17 protein-coding genes are annotated in these 17,579 nt (G+C 57.1%); 8 read left to right on the top strand and 9 right to left on the bottom strand.

Going from position 1 to position 17,579, the window contains the following annotated elements; all coding sequences use genetic code 11:
* The first annotated feature begins 401 nt into the window (after nt 1-401).
* From GNG26_RS11655 to GNG26_RS11665, 3 genes are read left to right on the top strand one after another with little or no spacing between them, the layout of a single operon-like run.
* The gene (locus GNG26_RS11655) at nt 402-743 is read left to right on the top strand and encodes a DUF1971 domain-containing protein (protein ID WP_156238853.1); all 342 of its coding nucleotides are present in this window, start codon (nt 402-404) and stop codon (nt 741-743) included.
* 10 nt (nt 744-753) lie between these two features.
* Complete coding sequence (locus GNG26_RS11660; RefSeq protein ID WP_103822051.1) at nt 754-1,107, top strand: DUF1971 domain-containing protein; 354 nt, start codon at nt 754-756, stop codon at nt 1,105-1,107.
* Between the two features lie 4 nt (nt 1,108-1,111).
* The gene (locus GNG26_RS11665; protein ID WP_103179704.1) at nt 1,112-1,294 is read left to right on the top strand and encodes a DUF1869 domain-containing protein; all 183 of its coding nucleotides are present in this window, start codon (nt 1,112-1,114) and stop codon (nt 1,292-1,294) included.
* Nucleotides 1,295-1,314: 20 nt separating this feature from the next.
* Here GNG26_RS11665 and GNG26_RS11670 read toward each other — a convergent pair whose 3' ends face one another.
* The 8 genes from GNG26_RS11670 to GNG26_RS11705 all read right to left on the bottom strand — a co-directional run bounded on the left by GNG26_RS11670 (nt 1,315) and on the right by GNG26_RS11705 (nt 10,337).
* The gene (locus tag GNG26_RS11670) at nt 1,315-2,763 is read right to left on the bottom strand and encodes a flagellin (RefSeq protein ID WP_156238855.1); all 1,449 of its coding nucleotides are present in this window, start codon (nt 2,761-2,763) and stop codon (nt 1,315-1,317) included.
* A gap of 197 nt (nt 2,764-2,960) precedes the next feature.
* The gene (gene patD / locus GNG26_RS11675; RefSeq protein WP_156238857.1) at nt 2,961-4,385 is read right to left on the bottom strand and encodes an aminobutyraldehyde dehydrogenase; all 1,425 of its coding nucleotides are present in this window, start codon (nt 4,383-4,385) and stop codon (nt 2,961-2,963) included.
* Nucleotides 4,386-4,409: 24 nt separating this feature from the next.
* Complete coding sequence (locus GNG26_RS11680; protein ID WP_103822054.1) at nt 4,410-5,216, bottom strand: ABC transporter permease; 807 nt, start codon at nt 5,214-5,216, stop codon at nt 4,410-4,412.
* The gene (locus GNG26_RS11685) at nt 5,206-6,150 is read right to left on the bottom strand and encodes an ABC transporter permease (protein ID WP_156238858.1); all 945 of its coding nucleotides are present in this window, start codon (nt 6,148-6,150) and stop codon (nt 5,206-5,208) included. The genes GNG26_RS11680 and GNG26_RS11685 overlap by 11 nt, the downstream gene beginning before the upstream one ends.
* Before the next feature lies 1 nt (nt 6,151).
* Nucleotides 6,152-7,165, bottom strand: a complete 1,014-nt coding sequence (locus tag GNG26_RS11690; protein ID WP_156238860.1) for an ABC transporter ATP-binding protein — start codon at nt 7,163-7,165, stop codon at nt 6,152-6,154.
* 16 nt (nt 7,166-7,181) lie between these two features.
* On the bottom strand, nt 7,182-8,327 hold the full coding sequence (gene ydcS / locus GNG26_RS11695; RefSeq protein WP_156238862.1) for a putative ABC transporter substrate-binding protein YdcS: 1,146 nt from the start codon (nt 8,325-8,327) through the stop codon (nt 7,182-7,184).
* Nucleotides 8,328-8,618: 291 nt separating this feature from the next.
* Nucleotides 8,619-10,037 carry a PLP-dependent aminotransferase family protein gene (locus GNG26_RS11700; RefSeq protein ID WP_156238863.1) on the bottom strand — a complete coding sequence of 473 codons (1,419 nt, stop codon included), beginning with the start codon at nt 10,035-10,037 and terminating at the stop codon, nt 8,619-8,621.
* A 111-nt stretch (nt 10,038-10,148) separates the two neighbouring features.
* The gene (locus GNG26_RS11705) at nt 10,149-10,337 is read right to left on the bottom strand and encodes a hypothetical protein (RefSeq protein WP_039028652.1); all 189 of its coding nucleotides are present in this window, start codon (nt 10,335-10,337) and stop codon (nt 10,149-10,151) included.
* Between the two features lie 360 nt (nt 10,338-10,697).
* On the opposite strand from GNG26_RS11705, the gene GNG26_RS11710 reads away from it, so the two are divergent.
* The 5 genes from GNG26_RS11710 to GNG26_RS11730 all read left to right on the top strand — a co-directional run bounded on the left by GNG26_RS11710 (nt 10,698) and on the right by GNG26_RS11730 (nt 15,606).
* Complete coding sequence (locus tag GNG26_RS11710; RefSeq protein WP_103822059.1) at nt 10,698-11,726, top strand: LLM class flavin-dependent oxidoreductase; 1,029 nt, start codon at nt 10,698-10,700, stop codon at nt 11,724-11,726.
* Nucleotides 11,727-12,385: 659 nt separating this feature from the next.
* Entirely contained in the window at nt 12,386-13,792 is a 1,407-nt protein-coding gene (locus GNG26_RS11715; protein ID WP_156238865.1) for a cytochrome ubiquinol oxidase subunit I, read from the top strand.
* Nucleotides 13,792-14,802 carry a cytochrome d ubiquinol oxidase subunit II gene (gene cydB, locus GNG26_RS11720; protein WP_156238867.1) on the top strand — a complete coding sequence of 337 codons (1,011 nt, stop codon included), beginning with the start codon at nt 13,792-13,794 and terminating at the stop codon, nt 14,800-14,802. Before GNG26_RS11715 ends, cydB begins: the two co-directional genes overlap by 1 nt.
* Nucleotides 14,802-14,930, top strand: coding sequence for a DUF2474 domain-containing protein (locus tag GNG26_RS11725; protein WP_103822063.1), 129 nt, complete (start codon nt 14,802-14,804; stop codon nt 14,928-14,930). The genes cydB and GNG26_RS11725 overlap by 1 nt, the downstream gene beginning before the upstream one ends.
* A 445-nt stretch (nt 14,931-15,375) precedes the next feature.
* Complete coding sequence (locus GNG26_RS11730) at nt 15,376-15,606, top strand: DUF2554 family protein (protein ID WP_103822064.1); 231 nt, start codon at nt 15,376-15,378, stop codon at nt 15,604-15,606.
* On the opposite strand, the gene GNG26_RS11735 is transcribed toward GNG26_RS11730, so the two are convergent.
* A complete protein-coding gene (locus tag GNG26_RS11735; RefSeq protein WP_103822065.1) occupies nt 15,607-17,571 on the bottom strand; it encodes a U32 family peptidase in 1,965 nt (654 codons plus the stop codon).
* Between the last annotated feature and the right edge of the window lie 8 nt (nt 17,572-17,579).

The raw sequence follows: 17,579 nt of genomic DNA on the forward strand, positions 1-17,579 counted from the left end.
CTGTTCAATAACCGCGCGCAATATGCGACATATGTTGATATGGATCAAGTATTTTTGTTACACATTATCCACAGTTTTTGCGTGGTAATAACAGTTAGGTATATCTTGCTACAACTTTTTGGCGGGAGCTGGCGGGACAAACGCTGACCAGGACCGCATTTTGCGGCCCTGGAAGTCCGGTTCTACTTCTTAACCGGTTGAGGCTTTTTGTTACCCGAATCGGGTACTTTCCGGGATTTGTCTTTATCAACTTGTAGCATCAGACTCTCCTTTGTGGCCTTCGACGTAGATAAGTATAGCCTGGAAAAAGAACCCCTTTTAAAGTTGCATTTAAAATGCAATTTATGATACAAAATAGCCATCACCCGAGCTGTAATGACCTCATCCACACGGAGGACGTTATGCTGCGTATTCCGCAACACTGTATTCACACCCGTTCCACACCGTTCTGGAACAAAGAGACTGCCCCGCCGGCCATTTTTAAGCGTCATCTCGATACCGGCACCCGTCCCGGCGTCTATCCGCGTCTTAGCGTGATGCAAGGTGCAGTGCGTTATCTGGGTTATGCCGATGAAACGTCACCCGACCCGGACACCACGTTGATTATTGAAAGCGGCCATTTTGCTGTTTTCCCGCCTGAACGCTGGCATCACATCGAGCTGATGAGTGACGATACCCTCTTTAATATCGATTTTTTTGTTGAACCCGAGGTTCTAAAATTTGCCGGGCGTTCTCACGCCTGAGGAGCTAACGATGTTACGTATTCCTGCCAATTTTGTGCATACCCGTGCCACTCCTTTCTGGACTAAAGAGACTGCACCCGCCGCGCTTTTCACCCATCACAACACCAAAGCGGGGGTCTATGGCCGTCTGTCCGTGATGCAGGGCGCCGTAAAATACTTTGGATTTCCGGACGGCGACGCCACCGAACCTGATATGGAGCTGTTGATTGAAGCCGGCAGCTTTGGTATTTCTCCGCCGCAAAAATGGCATCGAATTGAACTCATGACCGAGGACACCGTGTTCAATATCGACTTTTTTGCCGATCCCGAGGTGACGCTGAATGGCGCAGGTCTGGGTAAAGTTGTTAATACTCACAAGGAGTAGCATCATGGGCAAAGCAACGTATACCGTTACCGTCACCAATAACAGCAATGGGGTGTCGGTGGATTACGAGACGGATGCCCCCATGGAGCTGCTCGTCCCGGATGTCGCTGCCGACGTGGTGAAAGAGCTGGTGAACACCGTGCGCGCCTACGACACGGAAAACGAGCACGAGGTGTGCGGCTGGTAGATTACCGCGCCGCTCCCTTCTTACATTTTGAGCAGTTCAAGCACCGTTTGCGGCACCTGATTCGCCATTTTCAGGGCCGCATTCTGGCTCTGCTCCAGGATCTGCGCCCGGGCAAGCTGGCTGGCCTCGGCGGCATAGTCGGCATCCTGGATGCGACTGCGGGCGGCCTGCATCGCCACGCCCTGCTGTGAGAGCACCGCTTTGCTGGATTCAAACCGGTTCATCATCGCGCCGTACTGCCCCCGATAGCTGCTCACTTTCTCCAGCGCGGCATCCAGTAATCCCATACATTTTTTGGCCCCCGCCTCGGAGGCCATATCGCTATTTTCCAGCTGCAGCGTCTTTAAATCCGTCGGGGTCGGCTCGATGGTGGTGGTTTGCATCTGCTCCCCAAAATTGGCGCTGGTCACCACCTCTATAGGACGGCTCTGCTTCGGCGGAACCGCCGGGGTAATTGTCGGCGTCGGCAAGGTTCCCCAGGTAATGTTGCTGGTAAAGGAGCCGCTCCCCACCACCATCACGAGCAGATCTTCAGTGACGGTATCCAGCGTCATGCGTTCAATGCGGTTCGAACCGTTAGCCCCGTCGTTCCAGGCGCCAATCGCTTTATCTTCATAGCGATCGCCATCCCCGCTGTAGGTAATGGTCATCCCGTTATAGTTGAGCGATTCCCCGCTGGGGCTCCAGCTCGGGCCGCCCTCAATCAGTTGGCTATCGTCATAAACCGCCCCGCTGCTGAAACCATTTTTGGCCGTCAGTACCGATGCGGTGGCTTTAGTGCCATCGGTGATGCCGCGGCTGACCCAGGTATAATCCGCATCAGGGCCAGATAAAGGCGTCCCGGCGAGATGTTTTCCATCCCGGGTAAATAATTGCAGATCGTCATCCAGACCCAGCGAATCAATGGTAATGGTGATATTCTTCGATCCGGCCGGAATATAGGCCAGCGGGATAATTCCAGAGCTGAATGAATAATCGGTTCCGGCTACCGGGAATTTGTTGTTTAACGGCGGTACATCGCCGATTAATTGCGGCGGTAATACCGGCTTATCGGTCGCCAGCGGATATTGACCGAAGATCTCAGTCTGCTCCGAGACCTGAGTAATGGTCGCCAGGATCTGCTGATACTCCTGGTTGATACTCTCCCGGTCAGACGGCGACAGGGTGCCGTTCGCCGCCTGGATAGCGAGACTTTTGGCTTTAATCAGCATATTCCCGATATCGCTCAGGCTCCCTTCCGCCGTCTGCGCCAGGCTTATGGCGTCATCGAGCCCGCCGGAGATAACGCTATCCGCATTGATATTTGAAAACATCCGGTTGGCAATAGCCTGCCCGGCCGCGTCATCCTTCGCGCTATTGATACGCAAGCCGGATGACAGGCGTTCAATGGTTTGAGAAAGCATCGTCGTGTTTGCTTTCCGGGACTTAAGCGAGAGCCCGGCAATCTCGTTATGATTAATTGCAAGCATGATGAACAGGGCCGTTTGTCTGGTCTGACTACTCTATCGGCCCGCTCAAAATTTTATTTAGGAAATATTTTATAAAACCAAACGATATATTTTCCGCCTGGGATAAGGGGCAGCAAAATATATTTCTAAGTTAATGTATTCAATAAAATATATTATTACGCGCCGGTTGCCGTGCCGCAACCGGCGCTGGGCACAGATCAGTGCTTAAACATGATATGACGAACCACGGTATAATCTTCCAGACCATACACCGACATATCCTTGCCGTAGCCCGACATTTTCATCCCGCCGTGGGGCATTTCGCTCACCAGCATAAAGTGGGTATTCACCCAGGTGCAGCCGTACTGGAGATGGGCGCTGACGCGGTGCGCGCGGCCCACATCCTGGGTCCACACGGAAGAGGCCAGCCCGTACTGCGAATCGTTGGCCCAGTTCAGTACCTCCTCTTCGTCGTCAAATGAAGTCACGCTCACCACCGGACCAAACACCTCCCGCTGGACGATGGCATCTTCCTGCCTCGCCCCTGCCAGCACGGTGGGCTGGAACCAGTAACCTTTACCGTCGTGCTTGCTGCCGCCGGTGATCACCTGTACATGTCCCAGGGCTTTCGCCTCATCCACCGCTTTGCACACCCGGTCGAGATGCGCCTGGGAGCTTAACGGACCCAGCTCGGTGCTCTCGTCATTCGGATCGCCGATCTTCAGGCTGGCGACCGCGGCCCCCAGTTTTTCCACCAGCGCGGCGTATATCCCTTTTTGGGCGTAGATACGACAGGCTGCGGTACAGTCCTGCCCGGCGTTGTAGAAGCCGAAGGTACGAACCCCCTCCACCACCGCGTCGAGATCGGCATCATCAAAGACAATCACCGGCGCTTTTCCGCCCAGCTCCATATGGGTGCGCTTAATCGTCGAGGCGGTATGGCCGATGATATGTTCGCCGGTGGCGATAGAGCCGGTGAGCGACACCATGCGCACCTTTTCGTGCCCGGTCAGCGGGTCGCCCACGGTTTTACCCCGGCCAAACAGCACGTTAATGACCCCGGCCGGGAAGATATCTTTTGCCAGCTCTGCCAGCTTGAGGGCGGTGAGCGGCGTGATTTCAGACGGTTTGAGCACCACGCAGTTACCGGCCGCCAGCGCAGGGGCCAGCTTCCACGCCGCCATCATCAGGGGATAGTTCCATGGCGCAATCGAGGCGACAACGCCAACCGGGTCGCGGCGGATCATGGAGGTGTGCCCTTCCAGATATTCCCCTGCCGCCGAACCGTGCAGGGTACGCGCCGCCCCGGCAAAGAAGCGGAACACGTCGGCAATCGCCGGAATTTCATCCCCCCTCACGCAGTGCAGCGGTTTGCCGCAGTTCTGCGACTCCAGCCGGGCTAAGGTGTCGGCCTGAGCGTCGATGGTGTCCGCCAGTTTCAGCAGGCATTCGGCGCGGCTTTTCGGCGTGGTCCGCCCCCAGCTGGCAAACGCGCGGTCCGCGGCCTGCACGGCTGCGTCCACCTGGGCGGGAGAAGCCTCGGCGATCTCCAGCAGCACCTCACCGGTGGCAGGGTTATAGACCGGCTGCTTTTCCCCTTCGCCGTTGACCAGTTCACCATTAATCAGCAGTTGAGTTTGCATAGCTTTGTCCTGTTTCAGTCAAGGTTATTTCCCGCTTCCGGCTACGTTTTCGCCGTCGCGGGTCAGCCACCAGGCCCCCAGAATGGGAATGGCAGTCACCAGCATAACCAGCAGTGCCACCACGTTTGTTACCGGTACATCGCGCGGACGCCCAAGCTGGTTTAACAGCCACAGCGGTAACGTGCGCTCATGTCCGGCGGTAAAGGTCGTCACGATAATCTCATCGAACGACAGGGCGAACGCCAGCATGCCCCCCGCCAGCAGCGCCGACCCCAGATTGGGCAGCACCACGTAGCGGAAGGTTTGCCAGCCGTTGGCGCCTAAATCCATCGAGGCTTCAACCAGGCTCCAGGAGGTGCGCCGGAAACGGGCAATCACATTATTGAACACCACCACCACGCAGAATGTGGCGTGACCGAGAATGATGGTAAAGAAACCGGGCTCCAGATTGATGGTCTTGAACGCCGTCAGGAGCGCCAGACCGGTGATGATCCCCGGCAGGGCGATGGGCAGGATCAGCATCAGCGATACCGCGTTCTTGCCAAAGAACTCCCGCCGCCATAACGCCGCGGCTGCCAGGGTGCCCAGCACCAGCGCAATGGCCGTCGACAAAGCCGCGATTTTAAGTGACAACGTCACGGCTTCAATAATGTCGCTGCGCGTCGCCGCGGCACTGAACCACTTCAGCGTCAGCCCCTGTGGCGGAAAACTGAAGGCCGCGTCCTCGGTATTAAAAGCATAGATGGCAATAATCAGCAGTGGAAAGTGCAGGAAGATCACCCCGCCCCAGGTGGCGATTTTCAGAAACAGCGGTGCGCGTTCAGAGTGCATCAAACGCTCCCAGGCGCTTCACGAACGCCAGATAGAGAGTAATGAGAACAATCGGCACCAGCGTAAAGGCCGCCGCCATAGGCATATTGCCAATCGCCCCCTGCTGGGAGTAAACCATCTGCCCAATAAAGTAGCCCGGCGGCCCCACCAGTTGCGGCACGATGAAGTCGCCCAGCGTCAGGGAGAAGGTGAAGATCGACCCGGCAGCGATGCCCGGGATCGCCAGGGGCAGCACGACATAGCGGAAGGTCTGCCGCGGCCGGGCGCCGAGATCGGCAGAGGCCTGCAGCAGTGACGGCGGCAGACGCTCAAGCGCCGCCTGCACCGGCAGGATCATAAACGGCAGCCAGATATAGACGAACACCAGAAAGCGTCCCAACCCGGAGGTGGAGAGCGTACTGCCTCCTACCCCCGGCACCGACAACAGCGAGGTGAGCAGCGGCTCCAGCCCCATATGGCTGAGAAACCACTGCGCCACGCCATCTTTTGCCAGCAGCAGCGTCCAGGCGTAAGCCTTAACGATATAGCTGGCCCACATCGGTAGCATCACCGCGATATAGAAGAAGGCTTTCCACTTTCCGTGGGTGTAGCGCGCCATATACCAGGCCATCGGGAAGGCCAGAATCGCACTGCCGATGGTGACAGCAATCGCCATCGTCAGGGTACGCAGGATGATGTCGTAGTTGGCAGGATTAAACAGCGCGCGGATGTTGGCGAAGGTCAGATTCGGCGTAACCGCCATGGTGAAGTCATCGAAGGTGTAGAACCCCTGCCACAGCAGGGTGAACAGCGACCCGAGATAGACAATGCCAAACCACATCAGCGGCCCGAGCAGGAGTAAAAACAGCCCCAGCGACGGCCTGCGCCAGAACAGCGCCGACAGACGCCCCGGCAGGCCGTGCGAAGCTGGTGGCGGCGAAACGCTCATATCCATTTCACCTCTCCTCATGCAGCGGCACCATAGCGTCGCGCGCCCACGAGGCGGTCACCTGCTGTCCGGCCTCAACCCCCGGGGCCAGCGCGGAGCCGGTCAGGTTGGCCTGGCTCACCAGCAGTTTCTCCCCCTCGGCAAGCCGCAGCTCGTAACGGGTCGCCGCCCCCTGAAACTGCACCGCCTGCACCTGGCCCTGCACCTGGATTTCACCCTGCCCGTCCAGACGAATATGCTCCGGGCGCAGGGAGTAGCTACCGGTCATGCCGCAGACGCGCCGGGCGGTGGTATCGGTAAAGACGTTCGAGGTGCCAACGAAGCTGGCGACGAACGGGGTGCGTGGACGCAGATAGAGCTCCCGCGGGGTATCCACCTGCTCGATTCGCCCGTTGTTAAAGACCGCCACCCGGTCGGACATCGACAGTGCTTCCCCCTGATCGTGGGTGACGAAAATAAAGGTGATCCCCAGCTCCTGCTGCAGTTTTTTTAGCTCAAACTGCATCTGCTCCCGCAGCTTGAGATCGAGCGCACCGAGGGGTTCGTCCAGCAGCAGAACACGGGGTTGATTGACCAGCGCCCGGGCAATCGCCACCCGCTGACGCTGGCCGCCGGAGAGCTGGGATGGCTTGCGCGCTTCGGCAAAACTGAGGCCGACCTTCTCCAGCGCCTCGCGGGCCTGAGCCTGGCGGGTAGACTTGTTGATCCCCTTCACCATCAGCCCGTAGGCCACGTTCTCGAGGATGTTCATATGGGGAAACAGGGCATAGTCCTGAAAGACGGTATTGACGTCGCGCTCCCACGGAGGGAGTTCGCTGGCGTCTTTGCCAAAGATAGATATAGCGCCGCCGCTCAGCTGTTCGAAACCGGCAATCAGGCGCAGGCAGGTGGTTTTGCCGGAGCCCGAAGGCCCCAGCATGGAGAAAAACTCCCCGTCACGGATCCGGATCGTTACTCCATCCACCGCACGCACGTCGCCATACAGGCGGGAGACATCGTTAAACTCTACTGCGTAGGTCATAATCTGCTCCCTGCGCTTAACGACCGCCCATGATGGCGATGTAGTCCTGAACCCAGCGGCTGTAAGGGACAAATTTGCCGCCGTTGGCGACAGGGGTTTTCCAGAACAGGATCTTGTCGAAATAGGTGTAGCCGTTGGTTTCACAGCCTTTGTCGCCCAACAGAGTGCTGGCTTTACAGCCTTCCGCCACCACCGGCAGGGAACCGAACCACGCCGCCAGATCGCCCTGCACTTTTGGCGTCAGGGACCAGTTCATCCACTTATAGGCGCACATCGGGTGTTTGGCATCGGCGTGCAGCATGGTGGTATCCGCCCACCCCGTCACCCCCTCTTTCGGGAAGACGGTGCCTATCGGCTGATTCTCCCCTTTCAGGGCGTTGGCCTGATAGGGCCAGGCGCTGGAAGCCACCACCCCTTCGTTTTTGAAGTCACTCATCTGCACCGTCGTGTCGTGCCAGTAGCGGTGGACCAGCGCATGCTGATCTTTCAACACGTTTAACACCGCCGTGTATTGCGCTTCCGTCAACTGGTAGGGATCGGTGATGCCCAGATCCGGCTGGGTGGCTTTGACATACAGCGCCGCATCGGCAATGTAGATCGGTCCATCGTAGGCCTGCACGCGCCCTTTGTTGGATTTACCGTCCGGCAGGGTCTGTTCTTTAAACACCACGCCCCAGGTGTCAGGCGGGGACGGGAAGGTTTTGGTGTTGTACATCAGCAGGTTTGGCCCCCACTGATAGGGTGTGCCGTAGGCCTTGCCGTTAACGTTGAACCACTCCCCTTTGACGATCCTGGGATCGAGGGTTTTCCAGTTGGGGATCAGGTCCGGATTGATGGGCTGAACGCGTTTGCCCATGATCAGGCGCAGTGAGGCGTCGCCGGAGGCGGTCACCAGGTCGTAACCGCCCTTCGCCATCAGACTCACCATCTCATCGGATGTTGCGGCGGTTTTGACGTTCACTTTACAGCCGGTCTCTTTTTCAAACTGGGTGACCCAATCGTAATTTTTATCGGTCTCGCCCCGTTCGATATAGCCCGGCCACGCAATGATATCCAGACGTCCTTCGCCTTTGCCGATCTCTTTTGGCGGCTCTGCCGCCTGCGCAGTCAAAATAGTCATGCCGAGCGCGCACAGGCTGCTACGGGCAAATGTTTTGCTCATACGTATTACTCCTGTCGTAATGAAATCAGAAGGCAGCCGTGCCGGTAGAATATCTCCTTAATTAAACGTAGACCGCGCCATTGCAGCGCACCCGGCAGGCCTGAGAAATTTCGCCAGGTTGTGACCGGGGGCGCATTCCCCGGTAACTGGATTATAGACAAGGGGTTAGCAGGCGAAGAGGTTATGCATATTTCCTATGAGCGATAATAAAAAACGCCGCAAATTAATTGCGGCGTGATTAACGGGATAAGAAATGATTATTTAGCGGTTGCGATCAATAGCGAGAAAAACTTATTTTTGCGTTTTTAACATCCCGCTAATTATTTGCCCTAACTGGATCACCGCCTGCTCCTCCCGCTCTCCCCAGGCCCACGACGTATTGAAGCGGAAAAAGGGCGTCCAGGTATCGGAGGTGGAGAACATTTTGCCCGGCGCAATGCTGATGTGGTGCTTCAGCGCCCGGGCGCTGAGCTCCCCGGCATCCAGCGGCGCGGGCAGCTCCAGCCATAAAAAATAGCCGCTGTCGCTGTGGTGAATTTTAACTTCGGCGGGCAGATGGCGGAGCAGCGCCTGCCACGCCAGCTGTTTACGCTCCGCCAGCGTGCGGCGCAGGCGCCTGAGATGGGCGTCATAACGTTTGGTGGCGAGATAATCCACCAGCGCCAGCTGCATGGGCGAGCTGGTGGATAAGGTGCTCATCAGTTGAAGCTGCTGGATGCGGCGGGCATGTTTCCCGGCGGCGACCCAGCCAATGCGAAACCCGGCCACCAGGCATTTGGAGAAGGAGGAGCAGTGCAGGGTCATGTCGCTGCGATCCCAGGCTTTCGCCGGGAGCGGCTTTTCGCGGCCATAATAGAGCTCGCTGTAAACATCATCTTCAATCAGGGTGACGTTGTGCCGGGCGAGTAATTCGACAAGCTGCGCTTTTTTATCGGCGCTGAGGGTAAAGCCCAGCGGGTTTTGCGCGTTGGTCATCAGCCAGCAGGCTTTTACCGGGTAGTCGTTCAGCGCCTGCGCCAGGGCGTTGAGATCGATACCGTCGCGCACGTCGGTCGCCACCGACAGCGCCTTCAGCTTCAGCCTCTCCAGCGCCTGCAGCGCACCGTAGAAGCAGGGATTCTCCACAATCACCCAGTCGCCCGGCTCGGTGACCGCCTGCAGGCTGAGGTTCAGGGCTTCCAGCGCGCCCGCGGTAATCACAATTTCATCCGGGGAGATGTTCATCCCCTGTTGCGCATAGCGGCGGGCGATGGCGTGGCGCAGATCGACGTTGCCCGGCGGCAGGTTCTCGATCACGCTCATGGCGGTGGCGGTTTTACTGACGTTCGCCAGGGAGCGGTTCAGCTGCTGTAAGGGAAAGAGACGCGGATCGGGAAAGGCCGAGGCAAAGGGCACCACCGCGGGATCGCGGCTGGCCTGCAGCACATCGAAGATATAGGTATTGATATCCACCGACTCGTCGCGCATCACCTGCGCGGGCGGCATCGGCTGCTCTCCGCTGGGTCGCGCGGCGACGTAATAACCCGACTGCGGGCGCGCCACAATATGCCCCTGGCTCTCCAGCATCTGATACGCATGGCCGACGGTCATAAAGCTCAACCCGCTGCTGGTCACCTGCTCACGCAGGGAGGGCAGCTTATCGCCGGGCTGCCAGACGCCCAGATCGATCTGCGAAATGATTTGCTGCGCCAGGCGCTGGTATTTTTTCATCGGGTTCTCCTTGCTGCGTTACATAGTATATCAGCAGGAGAAAAAAGGTAGAATTAATAAACTGTTATAGGTGTGAGAGGATATCAGCAGGCGTGACGGCGCCTGACTGAATTACTTACGCAGCTCAAACGGGACCTGGCGGGCATGACGGGAGGCCGCTAAATGGTCGAGGGTGATCATGGAAGATTTGCAGAAAATGCACTTCGCACCGTGTGGATTTTTTTCAGACACGTCGAAAATGGAAGTACGGAACTGCGAACCATGGCAGCATGGGCAACGAAAATGGATAGTAGAACTCATGTAAATCTCCTGTACGTATACACGTAAAAACTAATGGGCCTTAAAGGCAATAAGGGTCTGAGACAAAACTAATCAGAGCGTAAAGATAAAACCCAGGAGCGACTGTGGAGAGGCACAACGTGATGAGATTGCTTTAGGAACTGCTTCAGATATTTTTTGGATTTCAAACCGAAAGAGCATTAACGCATTAATGATGGAAGGATGCAAGCGGTATTTACGCTAACATTCCATAAAACAGGCAGAGCCGCTGAATTCATTCAAATTTTTTGACCTCATCTGTGAAATAAACGCCATTTCTTCTCGCCGGGTAATCCGTAAAGTAAGGGTTATGTTGTTTCTCAGAAATCAGGAAACCCCGGAATGAAAAAGATCGGTTTTTTATCGTTTGGTCACTGGACGCCGTCACCGCAGTCCGGCACCCGCAGCGCCGCTGATGCGCTGCTGCAGTCTATCGATCTGGCGGTCGCCGCCGAAGAGCTGGGTGCGGATGGCGCTTATTTCCGGGTGCACCATTTTGCCCGCCAGCTCGCCTCTCCTTTCCCGTTGTTGGCCGCCATTGGCGCAAAAACCAGCCGGATTGAGATCGGCACAGGCGTAATCGATATGCGCTATGAAAACCCGCTCTATATGGCGGAAGATGCGGGCTCAGCCGACTTGATCTCTGGCGGACGCTTACAGCTGGGGATCAGCCGCGGCTCGCCGGAACAGGTGATCGATGGCTGGCGTTATTTTGGTTACGTGCCGGGCGAAGGTGAAAACGAGTCGGATATGGCGCGCCGTCACACCGAAGTGCTGCTGGATGTGCTGCGCGGCGAAGGGTTTGCTAAACCCAACCCACAGCCGATGTTCCCTAACCCGCCGGGCCTGCTGCGCGTGGAGCCGCACGCCGAAGGTCTGCGGGATCGGATCTGGTGGGGCGCAGGCTCTAACGCCACCGCCGTGTGGGCCGCGAAGCTCGGGATGAACCTGCAAAGCTCTACCCTGAAAGATGACGAAACCGGCGAGCCGTTCCATATTCAGCAGGCAAAACAGATCCGCGCCTACCGTGCCGCCTGGGCCGAAGCGGGCCATACCCGCACCCCGCGCGTCTCGGTCAGCCGCAGCATTTTCGCCCTGATGGACGATCGCGACCGGATGTACTTCGGCTCCAGCCGTAACGAAAGCGACAGCGTGGGCTATCTGGATGAGAAAACCCGTGCCATCTTCGGGCGCAGCTATGCCGCCGAGCCGGACAAGCTGATTGCCCAGTTGAAACAGGACGAAGCGATTGCCGAAGCGGATACGCTCTTACTGACGGTGCCGAACCAGCTGGGCGTGGAGTATAACGTGCATGTGATTGAGTCGATTCTGAAGCATGTAGCACCGGCGATGGGCTGGCGGGACGCGTAAAATAATAGAGGTCCCGTGAAATGGATAATACACGGGACGTTATTTTCACGTCATTGTGTGAAATTAGTTATATAACCTCATAATATATTTGCATTAATTATGGCACAATGTGACTGGCTTTTGTCACAGAACCGATGTTAAGTAGCGCGTGTTTTTAACTCATGAAAAACAGGCCTTCAGGATGAAACCCAGTACTACTGTAATAATATGGTTGATGGAGTTAGCTCTTCTGTGTCTGGTTTATTCGTTAATTTGTATCGTTATGCCCGATATCTGGCTATATGACCTTTATACGGATAAATTTGGTTTTCTGACCGAGGCCGAATGGTACGACCGCTACATTTTCGCTTTGTCTCTGTTATCGCTGCTTTTAACCACGCTTTTAATCTGGCTGATCTCCCGTCATATGCAAAAACGTAAGGCGCACTAACCGTAAAGGGGCTCTCGCCCCTTTATCACCTTACCCGGCCTACAAAACCTCTGCCCGTAGGCCCGTGCAAGCGAAGCGCCGCCGGGCGTTGTGGCTACTGACTATAACACTCCCGGATAACGCCCTGCTTTTTAAAACTGTTATACAAAAATTCCTCTTTTCTGTCTCTGATACTGATTTTTGTGCTGATTTACCATAACAGTCACACCGATTGACCTTGAGGTTGTGCATGTTTGGTTTAGATGCGTTTGTTCTTGCGAGGATCCAGTTTGCTTTTACTGTCTCCTTTCACATTATTTTCCCGGCGATCACCATTGGCCTCGCCAGCTATCTGGCGGTGCTGGAGGGGCTGTGGCTGAAAAGCAAAAACCCCGTCTGGCGCTCGCTGTACCATTTCTGGTCGAAGATCTTCGCCGTCAACTTTGGCATGGGCGTGGTCTCCGGGCTGGTGATGGCCTACCAGTTTGGCACCAACTGGAGCGGTTTTTCCCAGTTTGCGGGCAGCATTACCGGCCCGCTGCTGACCTATGAAGTGCTCACCGCCTTCTTCCTCGAAGCGGGTTTCCTGGGGGTGATGCTCTTCGGCTGGAACAAAGTGGGGCCGGGGCTGCACTTCTTTGCCACCTGCATGGTGGCGCTGGGCACGATTATCTCCACCTTCTGGATCCTCGCCTCAAACAGCTGGATGCAGACTCCGCAGGGGTTTGAAATCGTCAACGGCCAGGTAGTGCCGGTGGACTGGTTTGCGGTGGTGTTCAACCCCTCCTTCCCCTATCGCCTGCTGCATATGTCAATTGCCGCGTTTCTCAGCAGCGCGCTGTTTGTCGCGGCCTCGGCGGCCTGGCATCTGCTGCGCGGGAACAATACCCCCGCCATTCGCCGCATGTTCTCCATGGCGCTGTGGATGACGCTGATCGTCGCCCCCCTCCAGGCGATGGTCGGGGATATGCATGGCCTCAATACCCTGAAGCATCAGCCAGCCAAAATTGCCGCCATTGAGGGCCACTGGGAGAACCCGCCCGGCGAGCCGACCCCGCTGCTGCTCTTTGGCTGGCCGGATATGGAGCAGGAGCGCACCCGCTACGGGCTGGAGATCCCGGCGCTCGGCAGCCTGATCCTCACCCACAGCCTGGATAAGCAGGTTCCGGCGTTGAAAGAGTTCCCGAAAGCGGATCGGCCCAACTCAACCATCGTCTTCTGGTCGTTCCGCATTATGGTCGGGCTGGGCCTGCTGATGCTGCTCCTGGGCGCGATCGCATTGTGGCTGCGCTACAGGCAGCGGCTCTATTACTCCCGGCCTTTCCTATGGTTTGCCCTGCTGATGGGACCGTCGGGCTTAATTGCGATTCTCGCCGGGTGGGTGACCACCGAAGTGGGCCGTCAGCCCTGGGTGGTGTATGGACTCCAGCGCACCAGAGATGCTGTATCGGCCCATGGCGATCTGCACATGAGCGTCAGCCTGCTGGCCTTTATCGTGGTCTACACCTCGGTGTTTGGCGTCGGCTATAGCTACATGGTGCGCCTGATTAAAAAAGGACCGCAGGAAGAAGAGAGCTTCCCGACCGAAAACGATGGCCGCCCGGCACGCCCGCTCTCGGCTGCGAGTGCTGAATTCACTCACAAGGAGACACCATAATGGGCATCGACCTCTCCCTGATCTGGTTTGTGATTATTGTCTTTGCCACCCTGATGTACATCGTGATGGACGGCTTCGATCTCGGCATCGGTATTCTGTTTCCCGCCATCCAGGACGCGGATGACCGGGACGTGATGGTCAACAGCGTCGCCCCGGTGTGGGACGGGAACGAAACCTGGCTGGTGCTGGGCGGAGCCGCGCTGTTCGGCGCCTTTCCGCTGGCTTATGCGGTGATCATCGATGCCCTGACCATTCCATTGACCTTAATGCTGATCGGGCTGATTTTCCGCGGAGTGGCGTTCGAGTTCCGCTTTAAGGCGACGCCCGCACACCGTCCCTTCTGGGATAAGGCGTTTATTGGCGGTTCACTGCTCGCCACCTTTACCCAGGGGATGGTCGTGGGCGCGGTGATCACCGGCTTCCCGGTTAGCGGCCGCGCTTTTGCCGGGGGGCCGTTCGACTGGTTTACTCCGTTCAGCCTCTTTTGCGGCCTGGGGCTGGTGGTGGCTTACGCCCTGCTGGGTGCCACCTGGCTGGTGATGAAAAGTGAAAACCCGCTCCAGGGTCGGATGCGTAAGATATCGAAGCGCCTGCTGCTGGCGTTGTTGGTTATCATTGCGGCGATCAGCCTCTGGACACCGCTGGCGCACCCGGCCATAGCCGATCGCTGGTTTAGCCTGCCGAACCTGTTCTTCCTGCTGCCGGTTCCGCTACTGGTGGCGCTGCTGGGCCTGTGGCAATGGCGTAGCCTGAATAACCCGCATAGCCACCATCTGCCGTTCGTGCTGACTCTTGGGTTAATCTTTCTCGGCTTTAGCGGGCTTGGGATCAGCATCTGGCCGTATATCATTCCGCCGGCCATCACCCTCTGGCAGGCCGCTGCGCCTGCCCAGAGCCAGGGCTTTATGCTGGTGGGGGCGTTGTTTATTATCCCGATCATCCTTGTCTACACTTTCTGGAGTTACTACGTATTTCGCGGAAAAGTCCAGCCTGGGGAGGGCTATCATTGATGAATCAACCTGTCTGGAAACGTCTGATGTGGATGGTGATTATCTGGGGCGGCAGCGTGCTGGCGCTGGCGCTGGTGGGGTTTTTCTTCCGGGTGCTGATGACGGCGGCGGGGTTTAAGTCGCACTAGCCAACTTAAAGCGATAATTTGGCCGCTACATAACACTCAATTTACAGCGGCTCCCTGGTCCGGCTGAAAATCGCCGAAGCGTTGACCGCAGGCCGGGGCGAGGCGCATGGACGCGCCGAGAGGGGGCGACCTACAGGGATGTAGGATCGCCCCCGACCCGATAGCCGGAGGGAATAAGCTGAGGGCACCGCGAAGCGGCGATTTTCTTGCCGGGAGCCGGGATTGTTAAGGGGGCGGCGATAGCCCCCTTAACACGTTCACGGGTGACGTGGTTTGCAGAGAAGCAAGGAACGCAAGGTGAACGGAACTCCCTCAACCGCCGCATATCCCACCTTCCCCATCCTTACAAATCCCAACAAATCCTTTCCCGCCTTTAAAAAACCGAATAATAACCTCACGAAACTACCGGCATCATACTCCGCAAACGTAATCAACCGGTGGCAAGATGTTTAAAAAAACGTTATCAGCAATAATGCTCACCTGCGCCCTATTCTCCGGCCAATTGATGGCCAGCCATAAAGGACATGAATTTTTTTGGGTGAAGAACGTCGAGCAGCAGCTGCGCCACGAAGCGGACAGCGATGAATTACGGGTGGTGGCAGAAGAGTCGGCAGACGGCTTGCGCGAACATCACCACTGGCAGAAGTCGCGCAAACCGGATACACATTTTCTTTAATTACGCGCCTTTACGCTTCGGCAGCGTTTTGAGCAGATCGTCAGGGCTGACGGAAGCCACCACGCTGCCCGGCTGAGGCATTTTAAGGATGTGATTTTTCATCTTGCCGATGACGTGCATCTCGCATGGTCGGCAGTCAAATTTCAGGGTTAACACCTCATCACCATTCACCAGCTGCATCGGCGTCGCCTTCCAGCTCTTGATATTGCCTTTGGCCTGTTTCGGACAGAGGTTAAAGGCGAAGCGCAGGCAGTGCTTGGTGATCATCACCGGTACGTCGCCCTTCTCTTCGTGGGCTTCATACGCGGCATCAATCAGCTCAACGCCATATCGCTGATAGAACGCGCGCGCCTTGTGGTTGTAGACGTTCGCCAGGAATGAGAGATGCGTTTCCGGGTAGACCGGCGGCGGTACAGAGACCGCTTTGCGGCTGCCACGTGGGTAGTTTGCCAGGCGCGCGGCGTCCAGCATCTCGGCCGTTTCACGACGGAACTGGTTCAGCAGGCTGTTCGGCACAAAGAGCGCGCCAGGCAGGTTAACCTGAATATCCCGGGCGTAATAGATAGTCTGACCCAGCTTAGCGACGCCATCCTTCAGGTTGTTCAGCGCTTTTTCGGCATTGTTAGCCACCTCAAACTGCCCGTCCAGGGTGTGGGTGACGCTGGTACCGTCTTCGCTGGTCATGGTCAGGATCAGCTGCTCTTCCCAGCCGCCCAGCTCGATGTCTACCGCAACGCGGCGCTCGCTGGAGGTTTTCAGCAGCGCCTGCTGCCAGTTATGGTCCAGGTTGCGGTTCAGGGGCGTATGCGGACGCACTTTATGCAGGTCGGCAGGCATTTCGTTTGGCCAGACGCGGTAGCGATTTTCACCGGTTTTCTCCACCGTGTTGGCGCGAAAACCGACCACTTCACGTTTGATCATCACGTTCAGGCCATCGCCATTCGCCAGCGGCTCGGTCACTTCCACATCCAGATGCTCCCTGGAGACCTTGAGCACTTCACCCACCGGCAGGCCGATAAATTTCGGCGAGTCGAACGCGCCGATATCCCCTTTGCGCGCATTCACAAAGTAGTCGGTACTGCCGCGATGGAAGGTTTTGTCCGTAGACGGAATAAAGAAGTGCTCGGTACGTCCGGCGGAGCTGCGGGCCAGATCGCCGCGATCTTCAATAATGGCATCGAGCATCTGGCGGTAATGGGCGGTGATGTTCTTCACATAGCTCATGTCTTTGTAACGCCCTTCAATCTTGAAGGAGCGCACGCCCGCATCGATCAGCGCGCCCAGGTTGGCGGTCTGGTCGTTATCTTTCATCGACAGGAGGTGCTTTTCAAACGCCACCACCCGGCCCTGATCGTCTTTCAGGGTATAGGGGAGACGACACGCCTGGGAGCAGTCGCCGCGGTTGGCGCTGCGTCCGGTCTGGGCGTGGGAGATATTACACTGCCCGGAATAGGCCACGCACAGCGCGCCGTGGATAAAGAACTCAATGGTGGCGTCGGTCGCCTGGTGGATATCGCGGATCTGATTGAGGTTCAGTTCACGGGCCAGCACGATCTGGGTAAAACCGGCATCCGAGAGAAACTTCGCTTTTTCCACGGTGCGGATATCGCACTGGGTACTGGCGTGCAGTTCGATCGGCGGGATATCCATCTCAAGGACACCCATATCCTGGACGATCAGCGCATCAACGCCGGTCTGATACAGGTCGGTAATCAGACGCTGCGCCGGTTCCAGTTCATCATCATGAAGAATGGTGTTCAGGGTCACGAACACTTTCGCCCCAAAACGGTGGGCGAACGGCACCAGGTCGGCAATATCGCGCAGGCTGTTGCTGGCATTATGGCGGGCGCCAAATCCAGGGCCGCCGATATAGACCGCATCGGCACCATGAAGGATCGCTTCACGGGCAATGGCGGCGTCACGAGCCGGGCTTAAAAGTTCAAGATGATGGGATGGCAGGCGCATACTTCGTC

The organism is Leclercia sp. J807, assembly GCF_009734465.1.
GTDB lineage: Bacteria > Pseudomonadota > Gammaproteobacteria > Enterobacterales > Enterobacteriaceae > Enterobacter.

Excerpts from the sequence above, each read along its gene's own strand:
- GNG26_RS11670 (WP_156238855.1), bottom strand. The coding sequence starts at position 2,763 with ATGCTTGCAATTAATCATAACGAGATTGCCGGGCTCTCGCTTAAGTCC.
- GNG26_RS11680 (WP_103822054.1), bottom strand. The coding sequence starts at position 5,216 with ATGCACTCTGAACGCGCACCGCTGTTTCTGAAAATCGCCACCTGGGGC.
- GNG26_RS11665 (WP_103179704.1), top strand. The coding sequence starts at position 1,112 with ATGGGCAAAGCAACGTATACCGTTACCGTCACCAATAACAGCAATGGG.
- GNG26_RS11690 (WP_156238860.1), bottom strand. The coding sequence starts at position 7,165 with ATGACCTACGCAGTAGAGTTTAACGATGTCTCCCGCCTGTATGGCGAC.
- patD (WP_156238857.1), bottom strand. The coding sequence starts at position 4,385 with ATGCAAACTCAACTGCTGATTAATGGTGAACTGGTCAACGGCGAAGGG.
- GNG26_RS11725 (WP_103822063.1), top strand. The coding sequence starts at position 14,802 with ATGAATCAACCTGTCTGGAAACGTCTGATGTGGATGGTGATTATCTGG.
- GNG26_RS11735 (WP_103822065.1), bottom strand. The coding sequence starts at position 17,571 with ATGCGCCTGCCATCCCATCATCTTGAACTTTTAAGCCCGGCTCGTGAC.
- ydcS (WP_156238862.1), bottom strand. The coding sequence starts at position 8,327 with ATGAGCAAAACATTTGCCCGTAGCAGCCTGTGCGCGCTCGGCATGACT.
- GNG26_RS11710 (WP_103822059.1), top strand. The coding sequence starts at position 10,698 with ATGAAAAAGATCGGTTTTTTATCGTTTGGTCACTGGACGCCGTCACCG.
- GNG26_RS11700 (WP_156238863.1), bottom strand. The coding sequence starts at position 10,037 with ATGAAAAAATACCAGCGCCTGGCGCAGCAAATCATTTCGCAGATCGAT.
- GNG26_RS11730 (WP_103822064.1), top strand. The coding sequence starts at position 15,376 with ATGTTTAAAAAAACGTTATCAGCAATAATGCTCACCTGCGCCCTATTC.
- GNG26_RS11685 (WP_156238858.1), bottom strand. The coding sequence starts at position 6,150 with ATGGATATGAGCGTTTCGCCGCCACCAGCTTCGCACGGCCTGCCGGGG.
- GNG26_RS11655 (WP_156238853.1), top strand. The coding sequence starts at position 402 with ATGCTGCGTATTCCGCAACACTGTATTCACACCCGTTCCACACCGTTC.
- cydB (WP_156238867.1), top strand. The coding sequence starts at position 13,792 with ATGGGCATCGACCTCTCCCTGATCTGGTTTGTGATTATTGTCTTTGCC.
- GNG26_RS11660 (WP_103822051.1), top strand. The coding sequence starts at position 754 with ATGTTACGTATTCCTGCCAATTTTGTGCATACCCGTGCCACTCCTTTC.
- GNG26_RS11715 (WP_156238865.1), top strand. The coding sequence starts at position 12,386 with ATGTTTGGTTTAGATGCGTTTGTTCTTGCGAGGATCCAGTTTGCTTTT.
- GNG26_RS11705 (WP_039028652.1), bottom strand. The coding sequence starts at position 10,337 with ATGAGTTCTACTATCCATTTTCGTTGCCCATGCTGCCATGGTTCGCAG.